General features: G+C 61.3%; 17 protein-coding genes. 5 read left to right on the top strand and 12 right to left on the bottom strand.

Annotation, left to right across the window (positions count from 1 at the left end):
* Nucleotides 1-6: 6 nt before the first annotated feature.
* Both JWV26_RS18605 and JWV26_RS18600 read right to left on the bottom strand, forming a co-directional pair.
* On the bottom strand, nt 7-534 hold the full coding sequence (locus JWV26_RS18605) for a L,D-transpeptidase (protein ID WP_206417529.1): 528 nt from the start codon (nt 532-534) through the stop codon (nt 7-9).
* Between the two features lie 53 nt (nt 535-587).
* The gene (locus JWV26_RS18600; RefSeq protein ID WP_017677644.1) at nt 588-1,295 is read right to left on the bottom strand and encodes a TetR/AcrR family transcriptional regulator; all 708 of its coding nucleotides are present in this window, start codon (nt 1,293-1,295) and stop codon (nt 588-590) included.
* A gap of 228 nt (nt 1,296-1,523) precedes the next feature.
* Between JWV26_RS18600 and lexA the strand changes: the two genes are divergently transcribed.
* Together lexA and sulA are read left to right on the top strand one after the other, a co-directional pair.
* A complete protein-coding gene (lexA, locus tag JWV26_RS18595) occupies nt 1,524-2,138 on the top strand; it encodes a transcriptional repressor LexA (RefSeq protein WP_021488554.1) in 615 nt (204 codons plus the stop codon).
* A gap of 9 nt (nt 2,139-2,147) precedes the next feature.
* On the top strand, nt 2,148-2,621 hold the full coding sequence (sulA, locus tag JWV26_RS18590) for an SOS-induced cell division inhibitor SulA (RefSeq protein ID WP_059391816.1): 474 nt from the start codon (nt 2,148-2,150) through the stop codon (nt 2,619-2,621).
* 60 nt (nt 2,622-2,681) lie between these two features.
* Here the strand turns inward: sulA and JWV26_RS18585 are convergent, their stop codons facing one another.
* The 6 genes from JWV26_RS18585 to fadB all read right to left on the bottom strand — a co-directional run bounded on the left by JWV26_RS18585 (nt 2,682) and on the right by fadB (nt 10,168).
* Complete coding sequence (locus tag JWV26_RS18585; RefSeq protein WP_003462072.1) at nt 2,682-2,918, bottom strand: hypothetical protein; 237 nt, start codon at nt 2,916-2,918, stop codon at nt 2,682-2,684.
* An 80-nt stretch (nt 2,919-2,998) separates the two neighbouring features.
* Nucleotides 2,999-3,517, bottom strand: coding sequence for a DUF6586 family protein (locus JWV26_RS18580; protein WP_072425955.1), 519 nt, complete (start codon nt 3,515-3,517; stop codon nt 2,999-3,001).
* A 131-nt stretch (nt 3,518-3,648) separates the two neighbouring features.
* Nucleotides 3,649-6,258, bottom strand: coding sequence for a type I DNA topoisomerase (topA, locus tag JWV26_RS18575; RefSeq protein WP_206417528.1), 2,610 nt, complete (start codon nt 6,256-6,258; stop codon nt 3,649-3,651).
* A gap of 240 nt (nt 6,259-6,498) precedes the next feature.
* On the bottom strand, nt 6,499-6,741 hold the full coding sequence (locus JWV26_RS18570) for a DUF1653 domain-containing protein (protein WP_017677650.1): 243 nt from the start codon (nt 6,739-6,741) through the stop codon (nt 6,499-6,501).
* Nucleotides 6,742-6,814: 73 nt separating this feature from the next.
* A complete protein-coding gene (gene fadA, locus JWV26_RS18565; RefSeq protein WP_045734553.1) occupies nt 6,815-7,990 on the bottom strand; it encodes an acetyl-CoA C-acyltransferase FadA in 1,176 nt (391 codons plus the stop codon).
* Between the two features lie 30 nt (nt 7,991-8,020).
* A complete protein-coding gene (gene fadB, locus JWV26_RS18560; RefSeq protein WP_079784169.1) occupies nt 8,021-10,168 on the bottom strand; it encodes a fatty acid oxidation complex subunit alpha FadB in 2,148 nt (715 codons plus the stop codon).
* A gap of 469 nt (nt 10,169-10,637) precedes the next feature.
* Here fadB and JWV26_RS18555 point away from each other — a divergent pair, with 469 nt between their 5' ends.
* Both JWV26_RS18555 and JWV26_RS18550 read left to right on the top strand, forming a co-directional pair.
* On the top strand, nt 10,638-11,459 hold the full coding sequence (locus JWV26_RS18555) for a hypothetical protein (protein ID WP_206417527.1): 822 nt from the start codon (nt 10,638-10,640) through the stop codon (nt 11,457-11,459).
* Nucleotides 11,460-11,609: 150 nt separating this feature from the next.
* Entirely contained in the window at nt 11,610-12,059 is a 450-nt protein-coding gene (locus JWV26_RS18550) for a universal stress protein (RefSeq protein ID WP_017677654.1), read from the top strand.
* Between the two features lie 90 nt (nt 12,060-12,149).
* On the opposite strand, the gene JWV26_RS18545 is transcribed toward JWV26_RS18550, so the two are convergent.
* Together JWV26_RS18545 and JWV26_RS18540 are read right to left on the bottom strand one after the other, a co-directional pair.
* Nucleotides 12,150-12,836: a DUF6901 family protein gene (locus JWV26_RS18545; RefSeq protein ID WP_196456026.1), complete on the bottom strand. Its 687-nt coding sequence runs from the start codon at nt 12,834-12,836 to the stop codon at nt 12,150-12,152.
* An 18-nt stretch (nt 12,837-12,854) separates the two neighbouring features.
* A complete protein-coding gene (locus JWV26_RS18540; RefSeq protein WP_196456024.1) occupies nt 12,855-14,780 on the bottom strand; it encodes an ATP-binding cassette domain-containing protein in 1,926 nt (641 codons plus the stop codon).
* A 236-nt stretch (nt 14,781-15,016) separates the two neighbouring features.
* On the opposite strand from JWV26_RS18540, the gene JWV26_RS18535 reads away from it, so the two are divergent.
* Nucleotides 15,017-16,945, top strand: coding sequence for a transglycosylase SLT domain-containing protein (locus JWV26_RS18535; protein ID WP_206417526.1), 1,929 nt, complete (start codon nt 15,017-15,019; stop codon nt 16,943-16,945).
* Between the two features lie 56 nt (nt 16,946-17,001).
* Here JWV26_RS18535 and JWV26_RS18530 read toward each other — a convergent pair whose 3' ends face one another.
* Nucleotides 17,002-17,808, bottom strand: coding sequence for an MOSC domain-containing protein (locus JWV26_RS18530; protein WP_206417525.1), 807 nt, complete (start codon nt 17,806-17,808; stop codon nt 17,002-17,004).
* 126 nt (nt 17,809-17,934) lie between these two features.
* A complete protein-coding gene (locus JWV26_RS18525; protein WP_072425964.1) occupies nt 17,935-18,867 on the bottom strand; it encodes a chemotaxis protein CheV in 933 nt (310 codons plus the stop codon).
* Nucleotides 18,868-18,951 lie beyond the last annotated feature (84 nt).

The raw sequence follows: 18,951 nt of genomic DNA, 5'->3' as shown, positions 1-18,951 counted from the left end.
ATTTCCTTACGTGAAGTCTTGGTCTGCAGCCCACTGCGGGTAAGGCGCCTCATCGATACGTACCTTGCAGTGCGGCGGTACACGCTCGAAAAGCGCCAGCATGTCGGCGTTACGCAAACGAATGCAGCCATGGGACAACGGCGCCCCCATGGGCTCCGTATCCGGAGTGCCATGCAGATAGATGTAACGGCGAAAGGTATCGACCTCGCCCAGGCGATTGCGCCCCGGCTCAAGGCCGCTTAGCCAGAGAATACGGGTAAGAATCCAGTCGCGGCCAGGAAACTGCCTGTGCAGCTCAGGTGACCATACCTCCCCTGTCCAGCGACGACCGCGCAATACCGCGGCCAGAGGCAAACCTGCGCCGATCTTCGCGCGTACCTGATGCAGCCCGCGCGGCGTACAGCCTGAACCGTTAAGTTCACCCACCCCATTGAACGCCGTGGAGACAGGCAAGCTCAGCAGCAGACGCCCAGCACGAAAGCCGTAAAGCGCCTGGTCGGCAATGGAGATATGGAGTAAATCGAGATCGGACATGGGCCGCTAGCTTAGCAGGCCGCAGGGCGAAGCCAAGCCCACCTGCCGTCAGGTCAAACCTTGGGCGCGGCGCTCGGTGTCTTGCTGCGCGGTTTGAGTTGTGCGCCAGCCAAGGCGGGGTCGGCAACCCCGGTCTCAGAACGCATGCCTGCAGCCAGGAACGGCACCATCATGCGCATCACCTGCTCGATCGAGGTGTTGACGCCGAAATCGGTCTCGGCCATCGCCCGCAGCGCCTTAATACCGGACATGCTGAACGCCGCGGCGCCAAGCATGAAATGCACACGCCAGAATAGCTCCAGCGGTGGAATACGCGGCGCAGCCTCATGCACCAACAGCATGTAACGGCGGAACACCTTGCCGTAGACCTCTTCCAGGTACTTGCGCAGGTGTCCCTGGCTCTGGCTGAAGGCCAAACCGAGCAGGCGCATGAAAATGGACAAGTCATTGCCGCTGCGCGGCTTAACGGCCAGGGCCTGCTCGACCAGAAGCTCGAGCAACTCCTCCAGGGAAGCCTGGGTTTCGGACTTGGCCTGACGGCGATCGAGTTCCTTTTCCAGGCTGGCACAGAAAGGCCCGAGGAAACGCGAGAAGACCGCCTGAATCAGCGCCTTCTTCGAACCGAAGTGGTAATTGACGGCAGCCAGGTTGACCCCGGCCTTGCTGGTGATAAGACGCAGCGATGTCTCGGCGAAGCCTTTTTCCGCGAACAGCTGTTCCGCAGCATCGAGAATGCGTTCAACGGTTTCCGACTGAGCCATGAGCTATCACCTGACAAACACTTGTTTGAAACATACGTTTCATCCCACTGAATTGTCAAGCCGCATGAGCCGTCTTTTGGCCGGCTGGTCACAGCTTACAACAAGCAGAGACGCAGATTACTCGGCATGGGTAACAAGCCGGACGGCAGTCATCCAAAAAATGGACATTGCCAAGACTCGCTTACTGTATATAATCCCAGTCACTGTATAAAAAGACAGAGCCCAGCCATGCTGAAACTGACGCCACGCCAAGCCGAGATTCTCGCCTTCATCAAACGCTGCCTGGAAGACAACGGCTACCCACCCACCCGCGCGGAAATCGCTCAGGAACTGGGGTTCAAATCGCCCAACGCCGCAGAAGAGCACCTCAAGGCCCTCGCCCGCAAGGGGGCCATCGAGATGACTCCAGGCGCTTCACGCGGCATTCGCATTCCCGGCTTCGAGGCAGGTGCCGCGAACGAGGATGCAGGCCTCCCGGTAATCGGTCGCGTCGCCGCCGGCGCACCGATCCTTGCACAGCAACATGTCGAGGAATCCTGCCAGATCAATCCGGCGTTCTTTCAGCCCAAGGCCGACTATCTACTGCGTGTACGCGGCATGAGCATGAAAGACATCGGCATCTTCGATGGCGATCTGCTCGCCGTGCACACCACCCGTGAAGCCCGCAATGGCCAGATTGTCGTCGCCCGTATCGACGATGAAGTGACGGTCAAACGCTTCAAGCGCGAGGGCAACAAGGTCTGGCTGATTGCCGAGAATCCTGAGTTTGCCCCGATCGAAGTGGATCTGGAACACCAGGATCTGGTCATCGAAGGTTTGAGCGTCGGTGTAATCCGCCGCTGAGGAGACACCATGTACGTGCAGCAGTCGTTCGAGCGCCCACAACTTCCCCTTTTCGACGCCTTTCTTGCCGGAACGTCGAGTGAGCCACGGTTAGCGACCAATGACATCTCTCGTAGCGAGGATGATCAGGCGTTCAGCGAACTGGCCCTGCGTGGCGCTGCCGGTCACTGCCTGCACTTGCTGGCACCGATTCTACGCGAGCTGAGCGAGAACCAGGATGCGCGCTGGCTGACCCTGGTGGCACCGCCAGCCAGCCTTACGCAAAGTTGGCTGCGCGAAGCTGGCCTGAACCGTGAGCGTATTCTCCTGCTGCATCCACGGCAGGGGCAAAATGCCCTGGCACTGGCGGAAGAAGCCCTGAAGCTCGGGCGCAGCCATACCGTGATCAGCTGGCTACACCCAGTCGAGAACAGCACCCGTCAGCGCCTTGCGCAGGCCGCCAATGCTGGCGGGGCACAAAGCCTGAATATCAGCCTGGGTTAAAGATTCACAAACGCAAACGGGGCTCCATTGGAGCCCCGTTTGCGTTAAGCCGCAGCGGCTTCAGTGCAAAACGCGCGAGCCTTCTTCTTCACCACTGAAATCGCCTTCAGCCATTCGGCCAGCCATCTGCACGCCGACATTGAGCATGGCCTTGGCCACCTCGATGTGCTGCCCCTGCAGAAAAGCCTTGGCATCAGCGGAGAAGTCCAGAGTCACCAGCGCCTCTTCATCCTCTGCGCGACGCAGGGCAATACGCCCATCGGGCAGTTCGACGATTTCCAGGAAGGATGTTGGCATGGCTCAGTCTCTGTGCAAAAACACGACATTGTAGCAGTCAGTCGGGGTCATCCCCAGCCCACTGGTCCAGTTAAACCCAATCAGCACTCGCTGAGGCCTTCGCGGAAACGCAGCACCAGCGCCTTGAGTTGCTGACGCCAGGCATCGACATCATCGAGGCTCAGCTCGGCCGGCTCTTCGCCAACGCTGACAGCAGTAATCAGCGGCATGGACGGATCGACCTTGGCCTTGCGCTCCTCACGCGGCGGCTGGAACAGCGCAGCATAGGCCGCCAGCAACTCGGCCAGCCAGGTTTCGCGCTGCTGCGCCAATTCGACCAACTCGGCCAGCTCAGGGCTGGGCGAACCGTCAAGCACCACCTGCTGCACGAAGGCCTCGACGCGCGAAGGCGTAGCGTCGTTCATGCGGTAATAGCCGGCAATCTCATGACACAGCCCGAGCAGTCCACCGTACAGGTGAAACAGCGCGGCTTCTCGCTCGGCCTGCACCAGCGCCTGCACATTGAACGCGGAGGACGCTTCGGCCTTGCGCCAGTTATCCAGGGCAATACCGGCGAAGAAAATCTTCTGGTTGGTACGGGTATAGATTTCTTTGGCCATTACGGCGACCTCCACAGCAGATCGGGTCATGATACGCGCGTCTGCCCTGCCTGACGCGCATCTCGTCAGGCATTCAGGGCGCCGCTGTTACGGCGCCAGGCCGACGCGCAGCACATCTCAACCAGGCGCTACTAGCGCTTGTCCTCGACCTTCCACTTGCCGCCATCGTAGAACGCGCGCCAGCCGGTGGGTTTGCCATCGACCTCGGACTGCACGTATTGCTCCTTGGTCTTGCGGCTGTAGCGAATCACCGCAGGGCGACCATCCGGATCCTTCTGCGGGGCATCGCAGAGGAAGTGGTACTTGGGGTCGATCTCATGCTTGTGCGGGACGATCTCCAGCACCAGCGGCGCACGCGTCTCTCGGTTTTTCGGGAACTGGCTGGCAGCGAGGAACAGGCCCGATGCGCCGTCGCGCAGCACGTAGGTGTCGTCCACCTTCTCGCACTTGAGCTCGGGCATATCCACCTTGTCCATCTTCGGCGGCGCCGCTTCACCGTTCTTGAGCAGCTTGCGGGTGTTCTTGCAGCTGGCATTGGTACAGCCGAAGAACTTGCCGAAACGGCCGGTCTTGAGCTGCATCTCGCTGCCGCACTTGTCGCATTCCAGGCTCGGGCCTTCATAGCCCTTGATGCGGTACTGGCCCTGCTCGATCTCGTAGCCACTACAATCGGGGTTGTTGCCACAGATATGCAGCTTGCGGGTCTCGTCCAGCAGGTAGGCATCCATGGCGGTGGAGCAGATCGGGCAGCGATGCTTGCCGAGCAGCACGCGGGATTCGGACTCGCCCTCGTCATCGGCTGCGATCTCATCGCCCGGCACCAGGTTGATGGTGGCCTTGCAGCGCTCCTTCGGTGGCAGCGCATAGCCCGAGCAACCGAGGAACACACCAGTGGAGGCGGTGCGGATCATCATTGGCCGGCCGCACTCGCGGCAGGGAATATCGGTCAGCGTCGGCTGGTTGGCACGCATGCCGCCCTCGCCCGCCTCGGCCACCTCGAGCTTCTTCTTGAAATCACCGTAAAACTCGTCGAGCAGATGCTTCCACTCGCGCTCGCCCTGGGCCACATCGTCGAGATGCTCTTCCATGGTGGCGGTAAAGCCGTAATCCATCAGGTTGGCGAAGCTCTCGTCGAGACGCTCGGTGACGATGTCGCCCATCTTCTCGGCATAGAAACGACGGTTGTGCACCGTGACGTAACCGCGATCCTGAATGGTGGAAATGATCGCCGCGTAGGTGGACGGGCGGCCGATACCGCGCTTTTCCAGCTCCTTGACCAGGCTGGCTTCGGAGTAGCGCGCCGGCGGCTTGGTGAAGTGCTGGCTGGGGTCGAGCTGGATCAGCTTGAGGCCCTCGCTTTCCTTCATTTCCGGCAGGACGTCGTCCTCGCCCGGCTTGCTCTGCTGCGGCAGCACACGGGTGTAACCGTCGAACTTGAGGATGCGGCCCTTGGCGCGCAACTCGAAGTCGCCAGCGGCCACGGTGACGCTGGTGGACAGATACTCGGCCGGCGGCATCTGGCAGGCGACGAACTGACGCCAGATCAGGTCGTACAGGCGCTCGGCATCACGCTCCATGCTGGACAGCTGGGTCGGGCGCAGATTGACGTCGGACGGACGAATCGCTTCGTGCGCCTCCTGGGCGCCTTCCTTGCTCGAATACAGGTTGGGCTTGCCCGGCAGGTACTTGTCGCCGTACTCGCTGCCGATGAAGCCACGCACCATCTCTACCGCGTCGTTCGACAGGTTGGTCGAGTCGGTACGCATATAGGTGATGTAGCCAGCTTCGTACAAACGCTGAGCCATCATCATGGTTTTCTTCACCCCGAAGCCCAGGCGGTTGCTCGCCGCCTGCTGCAGGGTGGAGGTAATGAAGGGCGCCGACGGCTTGCTGCTGGTCGGGCGATCTTCGCGCTTGACCACGCTGTAGCTGGAAGCCTTGAGCTTCTCCAACGCGGCCATGGCCTGCGCTTCATTGACCGGCTTGAAGGCTGCGCCGCTTTCGCGCACCACCTCGAAACGCACCTTGGCGTTCTTCGCGGTGCCGAGGTCGGCGTGCACTTCCCAGTACTCTTCAGGGACGAAGGCGCGAATCTCCTTCTCGCGTGCAACGACCAGCTTCACGGCCACCGACTGCACACGACCGGCAGACAGGCCACGAGCGATCTTGGCCCACAGCAGCGGCGAGACCATGTAGCCCACCACGCGGTCGAGGAAGCGCCGCGCCTGCTGGGCGTTGACGCGGTTGATGTCCAGCTCGCCCGGCTTGGAGAAGGCTTCCTGAATCGCCTTCTTGGTGATCTCGTTGAACACCACACGCTTGTAGCGGCTGTCATCACCACCGATGGATTCGCGCAGGTGCCAGGCAATGGCTTCCCCTTCGCGATCCAAGTCGGTTGCGAGATAGATGGTGTCGGCATCCTTGGCCAGGCGGCGCAGTTCTTCGATCACCTTTTCCTTGCCGGGCAGGATCTCGTACTTGGCTTTCCAGCCGTGCTCGGGGTCAACCCCCATACGGCTGAACAGCTGGCGTTTGGCCTTTTCCTTGGGCGACAGCGCAGGCGCTTCACCAGCAGCAGCCTTGCCGCGCTTGGCAGGCTCCTTGGTGGCACTTGCCGAGCCGCTGGTAGGCAGGTCACGGATGTGGCCGATGCTCGACTTCACCACGTACTGGCTGCCCAGGTACTTGTTGATGGTCTTGGCCTTGGCCGGGGATTCCACGATGACCAGCGATTTGCCCATGGATCAGAAAATTCCTGAATTGCGAAATATAGAAGGCACGAAGCCGAGAGTGTCAAAGCAGCGAGCGAAGGTCAGGCAAGGCGAAAACAGTCGAAAAAGCGCGGTGTACGAGCTGTACATGAGCATTTTGAGGCTGGTTTCAACGCAGCATGGCCGAGAGCAGCACTTTGTAGACGCCCTCTAAGGCCCCGCTATATATAGTGGTGACCAAGCGAAGGTCAAGCGCAGGGAGCTGCGCAGTCAGACTTGCGAAGCGCCGATGGGGCTGACTTCGGCCTGAATCAAAGCAAAGCGTGGAACGCGCTCGCCGTCCACTTCGATCTCTTCACAGAACATGCTCAGCGGCCTTACCCACAAGCCAAACTCGCCGTATAGCGCCTGGTAGACGACCACCTCTTCCTCGCTCTCGGAATGGCGTGCCACACCGAATACACGGTACTGCGGGCCTTTGTAGTGACGATAGAGTCCTGGCTGCAACTGCATGAGCGGTTCCCGAAATAAAAAGCCGTAAAAAGCAAAACCGGGGCACAGGGCCCCGGTTTCTGTCCGCTAACGCTTAAACGCGCTCGAAGACGGTGGTGATGCCTTGGCCAAGGCCCACGCACATGGTGGAGACACCCAAGGTGCCGCCGTTCTGTTTCATGACGTTGAGCAGGGTACCGGAGATACGGGCACCGGAACAACCGAAGGGGTGACCCAGGGCGATCGCGCCGCCGTGCAGGTTGACCTTCTCTTCCATCTTGTCGAGCAGCTTGAGGTCCTTGAGCACAGGCAGGGCCTGGGCGGCGAAGGCTTCGTTGAGCTCGACGAAATCGATGTCAGCCATGCTCAGACCAGCACGCTTGAGCGCCTTCTGAGTGGACGGCACCGGGCCGTAACCCATGATCGCCGGATCGACACCGGCAACGGCCATGGCACGGACCACGGCCATCGGCTGGATACCCAGATCCTGGGCGCGCTGGGCGCTCATGACGATCATGCAGGAGGCGCCGTCGGTGATCTGCGAGGACGTACCTGCAGTCACGGTGCCGCCTTTCGGGTTGAACGCAGGTTTCAGCGCAGCCAGGCTCTCGAGGGTGGTTTCCGGACGAATGGTTTCGTCGAAGTCATACACCTTGAGGAAGCCGTTCTCGTCGTAGCCTTGCATCGGGATGATTTCATCCTTGAACTTGCCTTCGACGGTGGCCTTGTGCGCCAGACGGTGCGAGCGCTCACCGAAGGCGTCCTGCGCCTCACGGCTGATGCCATGCATCTTGCCCAGCATTTCTGCGGTCAGGCCCATCATGCCAGACGCCTTGGCGGCGTACAGCGACAGGTGCGGGTTCGGATCGACGCCGTGCATCATGCCGACGTGGCCCATGTGCTCCACACCGCCGACGACGAACACATCGCCGTTGCCGGTCTGGATCGCCTGCACGGCGGTATGCAGGGCGCTCATCGACGAGCCGCACAGGCGGCTGACGGTCTGGCCGGCACTGGTGTGCGGGATCTGGGTCATCAGCGACGCCATGCGCGCGATGTTCCAACCCTGCTCCAGGGTCTGGTTGACGCAGCCCCAGATCACATCCTCGACTTCAGCCGGGTCGATCTTGGCGTTGCGCTCCAGCACTTTGCTGATCAGGTGCGCGGACATGGTCTCGGCGCGCGTATTGCGGTGCATGCCGCCCTTGGAACGACCCATCGGGGTACGACCGAAGTCGACGATCACTGCATCTCTAGGATTCAGGCTCATATTTCTACTCTCGCTCTGTTCGCTGTACGATTAACCGAAGAACTTCTGGCCCTTGGCGGCCATTTCGCGAAGTTTTGCGGTCGGGTGGTACAGGGCGCCCAGCTCGGCATACTTGTCAGCCAGGGCGACGAATTCAGCCACACCGATGGAATCGATGTAGCGCAGCGCACCGCCACGGAAGGGAGGGAAGCCGATACCGTAGATCAGGCCCATATCGGCCTCGGCTGCGGTGTCGACGATGCCGTCTTCCAGGCAACGAACGGTTTCCATGCACAGCGGGATCATCATGAAGTTGATGATGTCCTCGTCGGTGACTTCGCGCTCTTCGACCACGATGGACTTGAGCAACTCGTAAGCAGCCGGGTCGGTGACCTTCTTCGGCTTGCCGCGCTTGTCGGTCTCGTAGGCATAGAAGCCCTTGCCGTTCTTCTGACCCAGGCGATTGGCGTCGTACATCACGTCGACGGCAGTCTTGCCTTCGACAGCCATACGATCCGGGAAGCCTTCAGCCATCACGTCACGACCGTGGTGGCCAGTGTCGATGCCGACCACGTCGGAGAGGTAAGCCGGGCCCATGGGCCAGCCGAACTTCTCCATCACCTTGTCGATACGCACGAAGTCGACGCCGAAGCCCAGCAGCTTGGAGAAGCCGCCGAAGTACGGGAACAGTACGCGGTTGACCAAAAAGCCGGGGCAATCGTTGACCACGATCGGGTTCTTGCCCATCTTCTTGGCGTAGGCAACGGTGGTGGCCACGGCCACTTCGCTGGACTTCTCGCCACGGATGACTTCGACCAGCGGCATCATGTGCACCGGGTTGAAGAAGTGCATGCCGACGAAGTTTTCCGGACGCTTGAGCGCCTGGGCCAGCAGAGAGATGGAGATGGTCGAGGTGTTGGAGGCCAGGATGGCGTCTTCACGCACCGCGTCTTCCACCTCGGCCAGCACGATCTGCTTGACCTTGGGGTTCTCGACCACGGCTTCGACGACGATGTCGACGTTGCCGAAATCGCCGTAGGACATGGTCGGGCGGATGGCGTTGAGGGCTTCAGCCATCTTCGCCGGAGTCATGCGGCCTTTCTCGACGCGCTTGCCGAGCAGCTTGGAAGCCTCGTTCAAGCCCATCTGGATACCCTCTTCACGGATATCCTTCATCAGGATCGGGGTGCCCTTGGAGGCCGACTGATAGGCGATGCCGCCACCCATGATGCCGGCGCCGAGTACGGCGGCCAGTTTCACGTCGCGAGCGATCTCGTCGTGGTGCTTGGCTTTCTTCTTCAGCTCCTGGTCATTGAGGAACAGACCGATCAGGCTCTCGGCAACCGAGGTCTTGGCCAGCTTGACGAAGCCGGTGGCCTCGACTTCCAGCGCCTTGTCACGGCCGAAGTTGGCGGCTTTCTGAATAGTCTTGATCGCTTCGACCGGAGCCGGGTAGTTCGGGCCGGCCTGGCCAGCGACGAAGCCCTTGGCGGTCTCGAAGCACATCATCTGCTCGATGGCGTTGAGCTTGAGCTTTTCCAGCTTGGGCTGACGCTTGGCCTTGTAGTCCAGCTCGCCGGAGATGGCGCGCTTGACCAGATCCAGTGCAGCGGCCTGCAGCTTGTCGGCACTGACCACGGCATCGACGGCGCCCACTTTCAGGGCTTCATCGGCACGGTTTTCCTTGCCCGAAGCGATCCACTCGACGGCGTTATCGGTACCGATAACGCGCGGCAGGCGCACGGTGCCGCCGAAGCCCGGGTAGATGCCCAGTTTGACTTCCGGCAGGCCGATCTTGGCGCTGTCGCTCATTACGCGATAGTCAGCGGCCAGGCACATCTCGAAACCGCCACCCAGGGCGATGCCGTTGATGGCGACGACGGTCGGCACGGCGAGGTCTTCGAAATCACTGAAGATCTTGTTGGCTTCCAGGTTGCCAGCCACCAGCTCTGCGTCGGGCAGTTTGAAGTTGTCGACGAACTCGGTGATATCGGCGCCGACGATGAACACGTCCTTGCCACTGGTGACAATCACGCCCTTGATCGAACCGTCAGCCTTGATCGCATCGACGGAGGCGCGCAGCTCGTTGAGGGTAAGACGGTTGAATTTGTTGACGGACTCACCCTTGAGGTCGAACTTCAATTCGACGATGCCGCTCTCAAGAGCCTTAACCGTGATGGCTTTACCTTCGTAAATCATCAACTGATCTCCACGGTATGGAAGCTGAACAGTACACATCGGAGCCAACCGGCAGGCCAGCCCGCGGCAGCGCCGCACGAGCATAGCCCCAATCGGTACGACACACCCACCGACGCGATATTCGGGCTGCATATGGCGCGCCTAACAAGGCAAACGCTCAATTCATACGCCCGTTTGATTTGGGTGTGCACACCTTCAGGGAAAAGCCTGCACTTGTCAATTGGCCTCTTTTCGTCGATTTCCCGACGTTTTCTGCAGGCCTGGTCATTCGTGGCCTCCAGCCGGTTCCGATAAACAGCGTCAATAATGCACCATTGCGAGGGTTTTCCTGCTTGGTATAGACACGCCAAGGCGCCTAGCCAAATCGCCCCGCTGCGGGTACAGTCGTCTCACTTTCAGCTGGCACAGCGCCACCTGAGGGCAATACAAAAACAAATCGAGCCCCACGATGGGCCACACGGAGTCGCCAATGTCGAGCCGCCGTTCGATTGCATTTCCCCTGAGCGCCCTGCTCCTTTTCGTCTTCACGTCGCTCTCCTCCACCTTGCTCAGCGCCGCACCAGCCAATGATCTGCTGCGCCTGCACCAACTGCGCCTGGCAACCCAGAAAAGTCTGGGCGACTTCTACATGTATAACGGCATGGAAGGCGATCAGCGCTATGCGCGCATGATTGGCGAGTCCCTGCAGGAAGGCCAATCGCACCTGGACGGCCTGGGCGAAATGCCCGGCGATACAAGCAAGGCGCTACGCGCGCAGCTGCAAACCAATTGGCAAAGTTACCGCAGCGGGCTCCAGGCACTGATGGAAGCCATGCGCAGCCAGGGTTTCACCGACCTGCAACCCGTCGCCGATCTGGCCGAGAACAACCAACGCATCATGGCCATTAGTCAGGAGCTGTATCAGAAGATTCAGCAAGAAAGCGGTTTCAGCGTACCGCAGCTGACGCAAAAGAGCCGCGAGCAGAGCCTGCTGATGCAGAATATCGCTCTGGACTACGCTTCACGCAGTGCCTCGGTCGGCGCCAGCTTCTTCGGCGGCGGCGAAGAACGCGCCATCGACGAGCTTGCCGGTGAATTCGCCAGCAAGCTGAACAATCTCAGCGCCGCCCAGCAGAACACCCCGGAGATCAACGCGGCCCTGAACTCCATCGGCACCAAATGGCGTTACATCGAGAAATCCCTGCGCAACTACAACGAAAACACCGTACCTTTCCTGATCAGCAAGTATTCCGACAGCATCATCGAAGGCCTGGAAGCCGTTGCCGCCCAGTACGCCACCAGCCAACACTGATGCCCCATGTTTCCGGCCTGCCTGGCCCAACTCTTGCCCGGTGCTCGCACCGGGCTTTTCTTTGCCTTTTTCACGACCAGTCGCCCTATCCCACACAATGGGGCCATACTTGAGACAGAGCCATTTGCCCCCCTTAAGGAGGAGTTCACCATGCCCTACCAGCACATTCTGGTCGCCGTCGACCTGACCGAGGAATGCGACCCTGTCGTGACACGTGCGCAGAAGCTGGCGAAGGCCAGTGGCGCCAAGATGTCTCTGGTGCATATCGTCGAACCCATGGCCATGGCCTTTGGTGGTGACGTGCCGATGGATCTGTCGATGCTGCAGCAACAACAGTTCGAGCAGGCACGCGAGCGCCTGGACAGCTTCACTGGCAAGTATCCCGAGCTGACCGCGGACCAGCGACATCTGGCTTATGGCCAACCACGCCAGGAGATCCACCGCCTGGCCGAAGAGCAGGGCTGCGACCTGATCGTGGTCGGCAGCCATGGCCGCCACGGCCTGGCGCTGTTGCTGGGCTCGACTGCCAATGACGTACTGCACGGCGCGCCCTGCGATGTACTCGCAGTGCGCCTGAAGAAAGGCGAAAAAGGTGCTTGAGATCGCATCGCGGCTGAAGCCCCTCCCACAGTAGCCGCATTGGCTCTGCCCGTGGGAGGCACTTCAGCGGCGAGCTTTTTGGCTTCGGCCCTACTCGAACGAATCGCCCGCGCTCATGACCAGCGGGCGAATCTTCTGCAGCTGGGTTTCCAGCGACACCGTCATGCTCGATGACATAGAGAAGAAAGTGAGGAAGGCCTTGAGGTTGGAGTCACCTTCACAGGTGTCGTGAATGCGCTGCCAGAAAGCCTGATTGACCAGCTTCAGTTGCTGGAACAGGCGCACCAGCCCTTTCAGCTCCCAATCGGCCAGACGCCCCTCGCGCATGTTGAAATACTGCCGCGTCAGGTACAGCGATACCGCGCGCAGGATGAATTCCTGATTGTTGGCAAAGGGCAGATGGTGCTGCGCCATGGGTTTCAGGCGCGCCAGCACCGGACAGGCGCTAGTGGCCATGATAACCCCTAGCAGCGCACGCAGGCCCTCCTCCAGGCCGACCTGCTTGGTGTAATCACGCTCCGGTGTGCGCACCCAGACGCTGGCCTTCTTGAAAGCTGGCAGGCCACGAAAATCCTCGATCACCCGATGCAGATCGACCGCTGCCGGACAATGGCTGAACTGCTCGCGACTCAGCGGGCAATTGCTGCATTGCTGATGTTCAAGGCGCGTCCAGGCGGGGGCCTGTTGCGCCTGGACTGGGTCATATTCGCGGTTCAGCTCGATCCGGTAGCTGAACTGATGATTGTCGTCGAGAGTAATGCGGTACTCGATGGCCATTGCCCGTCCGTTCCTTCGTCAACCTTCCAGCTCTGCCCAGCGCTCGAGCAACTCGTCCATTTCCTTCTGCAAGCCCTCGAGACGCGCCAATACTTCCGTGGTGACCTGCACCGGCTGCTGGTAGAAGGCAGGGTCGGATACCTGCTCCTGTACCGTGGCCATTTCCTGCTCCAGGGCATCGATCTGCCCGGGAATCGCTTCCAGCTCGCGCTGTAGCTTGTAGCTTAGTTTCTTCTTCGCTGGTTCGACGCTCTCTTGCACGGGAGCCACTGCGGCCGCGGCCGGCGCTTCGACGATGGCCGTGGCCAGTTCGGCCTTGCCGGACTTGCTTTCACCCACACCGAGCAGACGCGGTGAGCCGCCCTGGCGCAGCCAGTCCTGGTACCCGCCGACGTACTCGCGCACCTTGCCTTCACCCTCGAACACCAGGGTGCTGGTCACCACGTTGTCGAGGAAGGCACGGTCGTGGCTGACCATCAGCACGGTGCCAGGGAAGTTGAGCAGTACTTCTTCAAGCAGTTCCAGGGTTTCTACGTCCAGGTCGTTGGTCGGTTCGTCGAGCACCAGCAGGTTCGCCGGCTTGCTGAACAACTTGGCCAGCAACAGTCGTGCCCGTTCACCGCCCGATAGCGCTTTGACGGGCGTACGGGCGCGTTGCGGGCTGAACAGGAAGTCGCCCAGATAGCTCAGTACATGACGGTTCTGGCCGTCGATAGTGATGAAATCGCGGCCTTCGGCGACGTTGTCGATTACCGTCTTCTCCGGCTCAAGCTGGTGACGTAATTGGTCGAAATACGCCACTTCCAGTTTGGTGCCGACCTCGATCTTGCCGCTGCTCGGTTGCAGGTCGCCGAGTAACAGCTTGAGCAGAGTGGTCTTGCCGGTACCGTTGGCGCCGAGCAGACCGATACGGTCGCCGCGCTGCAGGACCATGGAGAAATCCTTGACCAGGAAGGGTCCGCCGGCGTGAGCGAAACTGACGTTCTCCGCCACCATCACCTGCTTGCCGGACTTGTCCGCCGTATCGAGCTGGATATTCGCCTTGCCCTGGCGCTCGCGTCGCTCGCTGCGTTCCGCACGCATCGCCTTGAGCGCACGTACACGCCCTTCGTTACGGGTGCGACGGGCCTTGATGCCCTGACGAATCCACACCTCTTCCTGGGCCAGGCGCTTGTCGAACAGCGCATTGGCGGTTTCCTCGGCAGCCAGTTGCTGCTCCTTGTGCACCAGGAAGCTGGCGTAGTCGCCGTTCCAGTCAATCAGGCCGCCACGGTCCAGTTCGAGGATGCGCGTAGCCAGGTTCTGCAGGAAGGAGCGGTCGTGGGTGATGAACAGCACGGCGCCGCCAAAGTCTTTCAGCGCCTCTTCCAGCCAGGCGATGGCGCCGATGTCCAGGTGGTTGGTCGGCTCATCAAGCAGCAACAGATCCGGCTCGGACACCAGTGCCTGAGCCAGCAGCACGCGACGACGCCAGCCCCCGGAGAGCTCGGCCAGAGTCTTGTCGGCCGGCAACTGCAGGCGGCTCAGGGTGCTGTCGACCAGTTGCTGCAGGCGCCAGCCATCTTTGGCCTCCAGCTCCTGCTGCACGTGCATCAACTGCTCGAGGTCGTCATCACCGTGGATGTTCTGCGCCAGATGGTGATAGCGCGCCAGCAGCTCGCCAACGCCGGCCAGGCCTTCGGCAACCACGTCGAACACCGTGCGCTCGTCGGCACGCGGCAGCTCCTGCGGCAGCTCGCCGATCTTCAATCCCGGGGCGCGCCAGATTTCACCGTCGTCGGGCATCTGGTCGCCCTTGACCAGACGCAGCATGCTCGATTTGCCGGTGCCGTTGCGGCCGATGATGCACACCCGCTCGCCCCGTGCGATCTGCCAGGACACTCCATCGAGCAGGGGCATGGCGCCATAGGCGAGGGATACGTCGGCAAACTTGAGCAGGGTCATGGGCATCTCCAGAAACAGGGGGCGCATTCTACCCGAGTTGCCGGCCGGCTGTTGCCGTTTCCACAGACGCAACAGGTGTCGCCCCAGCTCATCATCTGGCGCAGGCAAAGCGCATCTTTGCTGCATGTGTCCATCTGGCCCGACGGCATTCACCACGCACCGATGAAGCGCTAAGCTAGAGCCATGCAACGACACGGATCGTGTTGCCCCATACCTCTGCTTCTCCTGGAAATGCCATGCGCAGTCGCTTTCTCTCTGTAGTTTCCTGTCTGATTCTCACCGCCACCGGCGTCGCCAGTGTCGAAGCTGCCAGCCTCCCCCAGCAGCGCCAGTACTATGATGAGGCGAAGCGGGCCCTGGCCAAGGGCGACAGCGGCCCTTATCGCCAGTACGCCAGCGCGCTACGCGATTACCCGCTGACGCCTTATCTGGCCTATGACGAACTGACCAACCGACTCAAGTCGGCCAGCAATGCCGAGATCGAGAAATTTCTCGCCGAACACGGTGACCTGCCACAGGCCAGCTGGATGAAACTGCGCTGGTTGCGCTGGCTGGCCGAGCGTGGCGACTGGAAGCCCTTCCTCGATCACTACGATGCCAAGCTCAACTTCACCGAGCTGGACTGCCTGTACGGCCAATACCAGCTCAGCCACGGCCTGACCGCCGAAGGCAACGCCACTGCCGAGAAGCTCTGGCTCGTCGGCAAATCCCAACCCAACGCCTGTGACCCACTGTTCGAGCGCTGGGCCGCCAATGGCCAGCTCACCGAGCAGCGTCGCTGGCAGCGCACCAAGCTGGCGGTGGAAAGCGGTAACTACGGCCTGGCCAACTTCCTGATCAAAGGTATGCCAACGCTCGGTGAGCGCGGCAAGCTGATGGTCGAAGTGGCGCAGAAACCGCAACTGCTGAAGAACACCGCGCGCTTCGCCCCCGCCGATGACGCCATGAGCGACGTGGTCGGCCTCGGCTTGCGTCGCCTGGCTCGGCAGAACCCGGAAGATGCCCTGGCCCTGCTCGACGGCTACGCCCAACGCATGAAGTTCTCCGCCGACGAGCAGGTGGCCATCGCCCGGCAGATCGGCCTGCGCCTGGCACAACGCTTCGACCTGCGTGGTCTTCAGGTGATGGCCAAGTACGACCCGCAACTGCGTGACAACACCGTCAGCGAATGGCGTGCGCGTCTGCTGCTGCGTCACGGCCGCTGGGAAGAGGCCTATCAGCTGACCCAGAACATGCCGTCCGACCTGGCCAGCAGCAACCGCTGGCGTTACTGGAATGCGCGCAGCCTGCAATTGGCACAACCCAACAGCCAGCAACCGGCGGTGCTGTTCCAGGCATTGGCGAAGGAACGCGACTTCTATGGCTTCATGGCCGCCGATCAGGTCAAGGCGCCCTATCAGTTGAACAACCAGCCGCTGGTTCTCGATCCCAAGGTGGTGCAGAAGGTACGCAACACAGCCGGAATCAAGCGCGCAATGGAGTTTCATGCGCGTGGCCAGATCGTCGACGGTCGCCGCGAGTGGTATCACGTCAGCCGCCTGTTCAGCCGTGACGAACTGGTGGCCCAGGCGCGCCTGGCCTATGAAATGGAGTGGTACTTCCCGGCCATCCGCACCATCAGCCAGGCCCAGTACTGGGACGACCTGGAAGTGCGCTTCCCCATGGCCCATCGCAACGAGCTGGTACGCGAAGCCAAGCGCCGTGACCTGCATTCGAGCTGGGTGTTCGCCATCACCCGCCAGGAAAGCGCGTTCATGGCCGACGCCCGCTCCCACGCCGGCGCCATGGGCCTGATGCAGCTGATGCCGGCCACCGCCAAGGAAACCGCGCGCAAGTTCGGCATCCCCCTGGCGTCGCCGCAACAGACACTCAACCCGGATACCAATATCCAGCTGGGCGCTGCGTACCTGAGCCAGGTATATGGCCAATTCAACGGCAACCGCGTACTCGCCTCGGCCGCTTACAACGCCGGCCCCGGCCGTGTCCGCCAGTGGCTGCGCGGCGCCAATCACCTGAGCTATGACGTCTGGGTGGAGAACATTCCGTTCGACGAAACCCGCCAGTACGTGCAGAACGTGCTGTCCTACTCGGTGATCTACGGCCAGAAACTCAACGCGCCGCACCCACTGGTGGCGTGGAACGAGCGCTTCTTCGACGATCAGTAAGAGAAAAGCCCCGATCAGACAGTATCTGATCGGGGCTTGCTATGACGCCTGCCCTGCTACTCCAGCACTTCTACCGTCATGCCCAACTGCAGTTCGCCGACACCGCGCGGCAGCAGGTTCTGCCCGAAGAACACGTCACCCTCGCGTTCACGATAGGTCTTGAGCGTGGCCAGCGGCTCACGCTGGGCGTTGCGCTCGCCGGTCTGCGGGTCGATAGTGGTGAGGATGCAGCGCGAGCAGCCCTTGGCCACCTCGAACTCCACCTCGCCAATGCGGATGCGCTTCCAGCTGTCTTCGGCATAAGGCTCACCGCCGGTGACCACCAGGTTTGGGCGAAAACGCAGCATGGACAGGGGTTGCCCGACTCGCTGCGAAAGATCGTCCAGCGATGCCTGGCCAATAAGCAACAGTGGAAAGCCATCGGCGAAAGCCACGCGATCCCCCGGCTGCGCATAGGCAGTGTCGACCTGGCGGGTGCGGCCTTCCGGCACCTGCACCAGGCGGCAAGGCTTGCCCAGCAAGTCACTGAGCCAGGCCGCCGCTGCATCGCCAGCATCCGGCACGCGCAGGCTGTCACGCCAGACGACGACGCCACGTAGATCCTGCTCGGGGTCGGGCAGCGCCACGGACAGATCCTCACGACCCGGCGCACTCAGGGTCAGGCCACCGCGCGCATCGTACAGGGCGCTCAACTGGCTCATCTGCGGTAGCAGACGTTGGGTGATGAAACGGCCGTTGTCGGCGTCGACCAGCATCCAGCGCCGATCGCCATGCAGCCCAAGTCCGTCGACCGCACTGCGCTGCAGCGCTTCGCCGCGGCCGGACTTGAGCGGGTAACGGTACAGCCCCGAGAGACTCAGCATGGGTCAGCTTCCTGTCGGCAAAACGCCGTTATACGAGCTGACGGCGATGCTCACAAGCACCGAGCCCCGGAAAACGCTGCCCGTTCGACGGCAACGCTCGGCATGTTCACCCGCCCTGCCGCCACTTCAGCGAGGTTCGTCCAACTCGAGACGTTGACGAATCACATCGACCAGCTTGTCCGGCTGGAACTTGGAGAGGAAATTGTCGCAGCCGACCTTCTTCACCATCGCCTCGTTGAAGCTGCCCGACAGCGATGTGTGCAGCACCACGTAGAGATCCTTGAGGCGCGGGTCGTTGCGAATTTCACTGGTGAGGCGATAGCCGTCCATTTCCGGCATCTCGGCATCGGTGAAGATCATCAGCAGCTTGTCGGTCATCACCTCACCGGTGTCAGCCCACTTCTTCAGCAGGTTGAGGGCCTTGAGACCGTCACTGGCCATGTGCAGACGAAGCCCCAACTGCGTCAGGGTATCGCGCAGCTGGCTGAGCGCCACGCTGGAATCATCCACCAGCAGCACTTCACGCCCGCGCGCCTTCTCCAGCAGCGGGTCGGCGAGCTTTTCCGCGGAAACCTTGGTGCTCATCGGTACGATCTCGGCGAGCACCTTCTCCACATCGATGATCTCGACGATCTGGTCCTCGACCTTGGTGATGGCGGTCAGGTAATGCTGACGTCCTGCGCCCCCCGGGGGCGGCAGAATCGACTCCCAGTTGAGGTTGAGGATGCGGTCGACGCTGCCGACCAGGAAGGCCTGAACCGAACGGTTGTACTCGGTGACGATGATGGTGCTGCGCTCATCCGGCACCAGCGGACGCATGCCGATGGCCTGGGACAGATCGATTACCGGCAAGGTCTGACCGCGCAGGTTGACCACACCGCAGACGAAGCGGTGGCGCTGCGGCATCAGCGTCAGCTTGGGCATCTGCAGGACTTCCTGCACCTTGAACACGTTGATGGCGAACAACTGCCGGCCAGCCAGGCGGAACATGAGAATTTCCAGACGGTTCTCGCCGACCAGCTGTGTACGTTGATCGACGGAGTCGAGAATGCCGGCCATCGCCTGCTCCTGCTGAAATATGAACGGATGCGGACCAGGCGCGAAGCCCTGGTACCAGGTTATCGGCAGGCCCTGAAAAAGCCG

This window comes from Ectopseudomonas toyotomiensis (assembly GCF_017167985.1).
In the GTDB taxonomy this organism is placed as follows: Bacteria; Pseudomonadota; Gammaproteobacteria; order Pseudomonadales; family Pseudomonadaceae; genus Aquipseudomonas; species Aquipseudomonas toyotomiensis.
The sequence above is the reverse complement of the archived record's forward strand: the minus strand, read 5'-3'. Positions and strand labels throughout refer to the sequence as shown.

Bases quoted from the DNA above. Each gene is read 5' to 3' on its own strand.
- JWV26_RS18605 (WP_206417529.1), bottom strand. From the start codon at position 534: ATGTCCGATCTCGATTTACTCCATATCTCCATTGCCGACCAGGCGCTT.
- JWV26_RS18600 (WP_017677644.1), bottom strand. From the start codon at position 1,295: ATGGCTCAGTCGGAAACCGTTGAACGCATTCTCGATGCTGCGGAACAG.
- lexA (WP_021488554.1), top strand. From the start codon at position 1,524: ATGCTGAAACTGACGCCACGCCAAGCCGAGATTCTCGCCTTCATCAAA.
- sulA (WP_059391816.1), top strand. From the start codon at position 2,148: ATGTACGTGCAGCAGTCGTTCGAGCGCCCACAACTTCCCCTTTTCGAC.
- JWV26_RS18585 (WP_003462072.1), bottom strand. From the start codon at position 2,918: ATGCCAACATCCTTCCTGGAAATCGTCGAACTGCCCGATGGGCGTATT.
- JWV26_RS18580 (WP_072425955.1), bottom strand. From the start codon at position 3,517: ATGGCCAAAGAAATCTATACCCGTACCAACCAGAAGATTTTCTTCGCC.
- topA (WP_206417528.1), bottom strand. From the start codon at position 6,258: ATGGGCAAATCGCTGGTCATCGTGGAATCCCCGGCCAAGGCCAAGACC.
- JWV26_RS18570 (WP_017677650.1), bottom strand. From the start codon at position 6,741: ATGCAGTTGCAGCCAGGACTCTATCGTCACTACAAAGGCCCGCAGTAC.
- fadA (WP_045734553.1), bottom strand. From the start codon at position 7,990: ATGAGCCTGAATCCTAGAGATGCAGTGATCGTCGACTTCGGTCGTACC.
- fadB (WP_079784169.1), bottom strand. From the start codon at position 10,168: ATGATTTACGAAGGTAAAGCCATCACGGTTAAGGCTCTTGAGAGCGGC.
- JWV26_RS18555 (WP_206417527.1), top strand. From the start codon at position 10,638: ATGTCGAGCCGCCGTTCGATTGCATTTCCCCTGAGCGCCCTGCTCCTT.
- JWV26_RS18550 (WP_017677654.1), top strand. From the start codon at position 11,610: ATGCCCTACCAGCACATTCTGGTCGCCGTCGACCTGACCGAGGAATGC.
- JWV26_RS18545 (WP_196456026.1), bottom strand. From the start codon at position 12,836: ATGGCCATCGAGTACCGCATTACTCTCGACGACAATCATCAGTTCAGC.
- JWV26_RS18540 (WP_196456024.1), bottom strand. From the start codon at position 14,780: ATGACCCTGCTCAAGTTTGCCGACGTATCCCTCGCCTATGGCGCCATG.
- JWV26_RS18535 (WP_206417526.1), top strand. From the start codon at position 15,017: ATGCGCAGTCGCTTTCTCTCTGTAGTTTCCTGTCTGATTCTCACCGCC.
- JWV26_RS18530 (WP_206417525.1), bottom strand. From the start codon at position 17,808: ATGCTGAGTCTCTCGGGGCTGTACCGTTACCCGCTCAAGTCCGGCCGC.
- JWV26_RS18525 (WP_072425964.1), bottom strand. From the start codon at position 18,867: ATGGCCGGCATTCTCGACTCCGTCGATCAACGTACACAGCTGGTCGGC.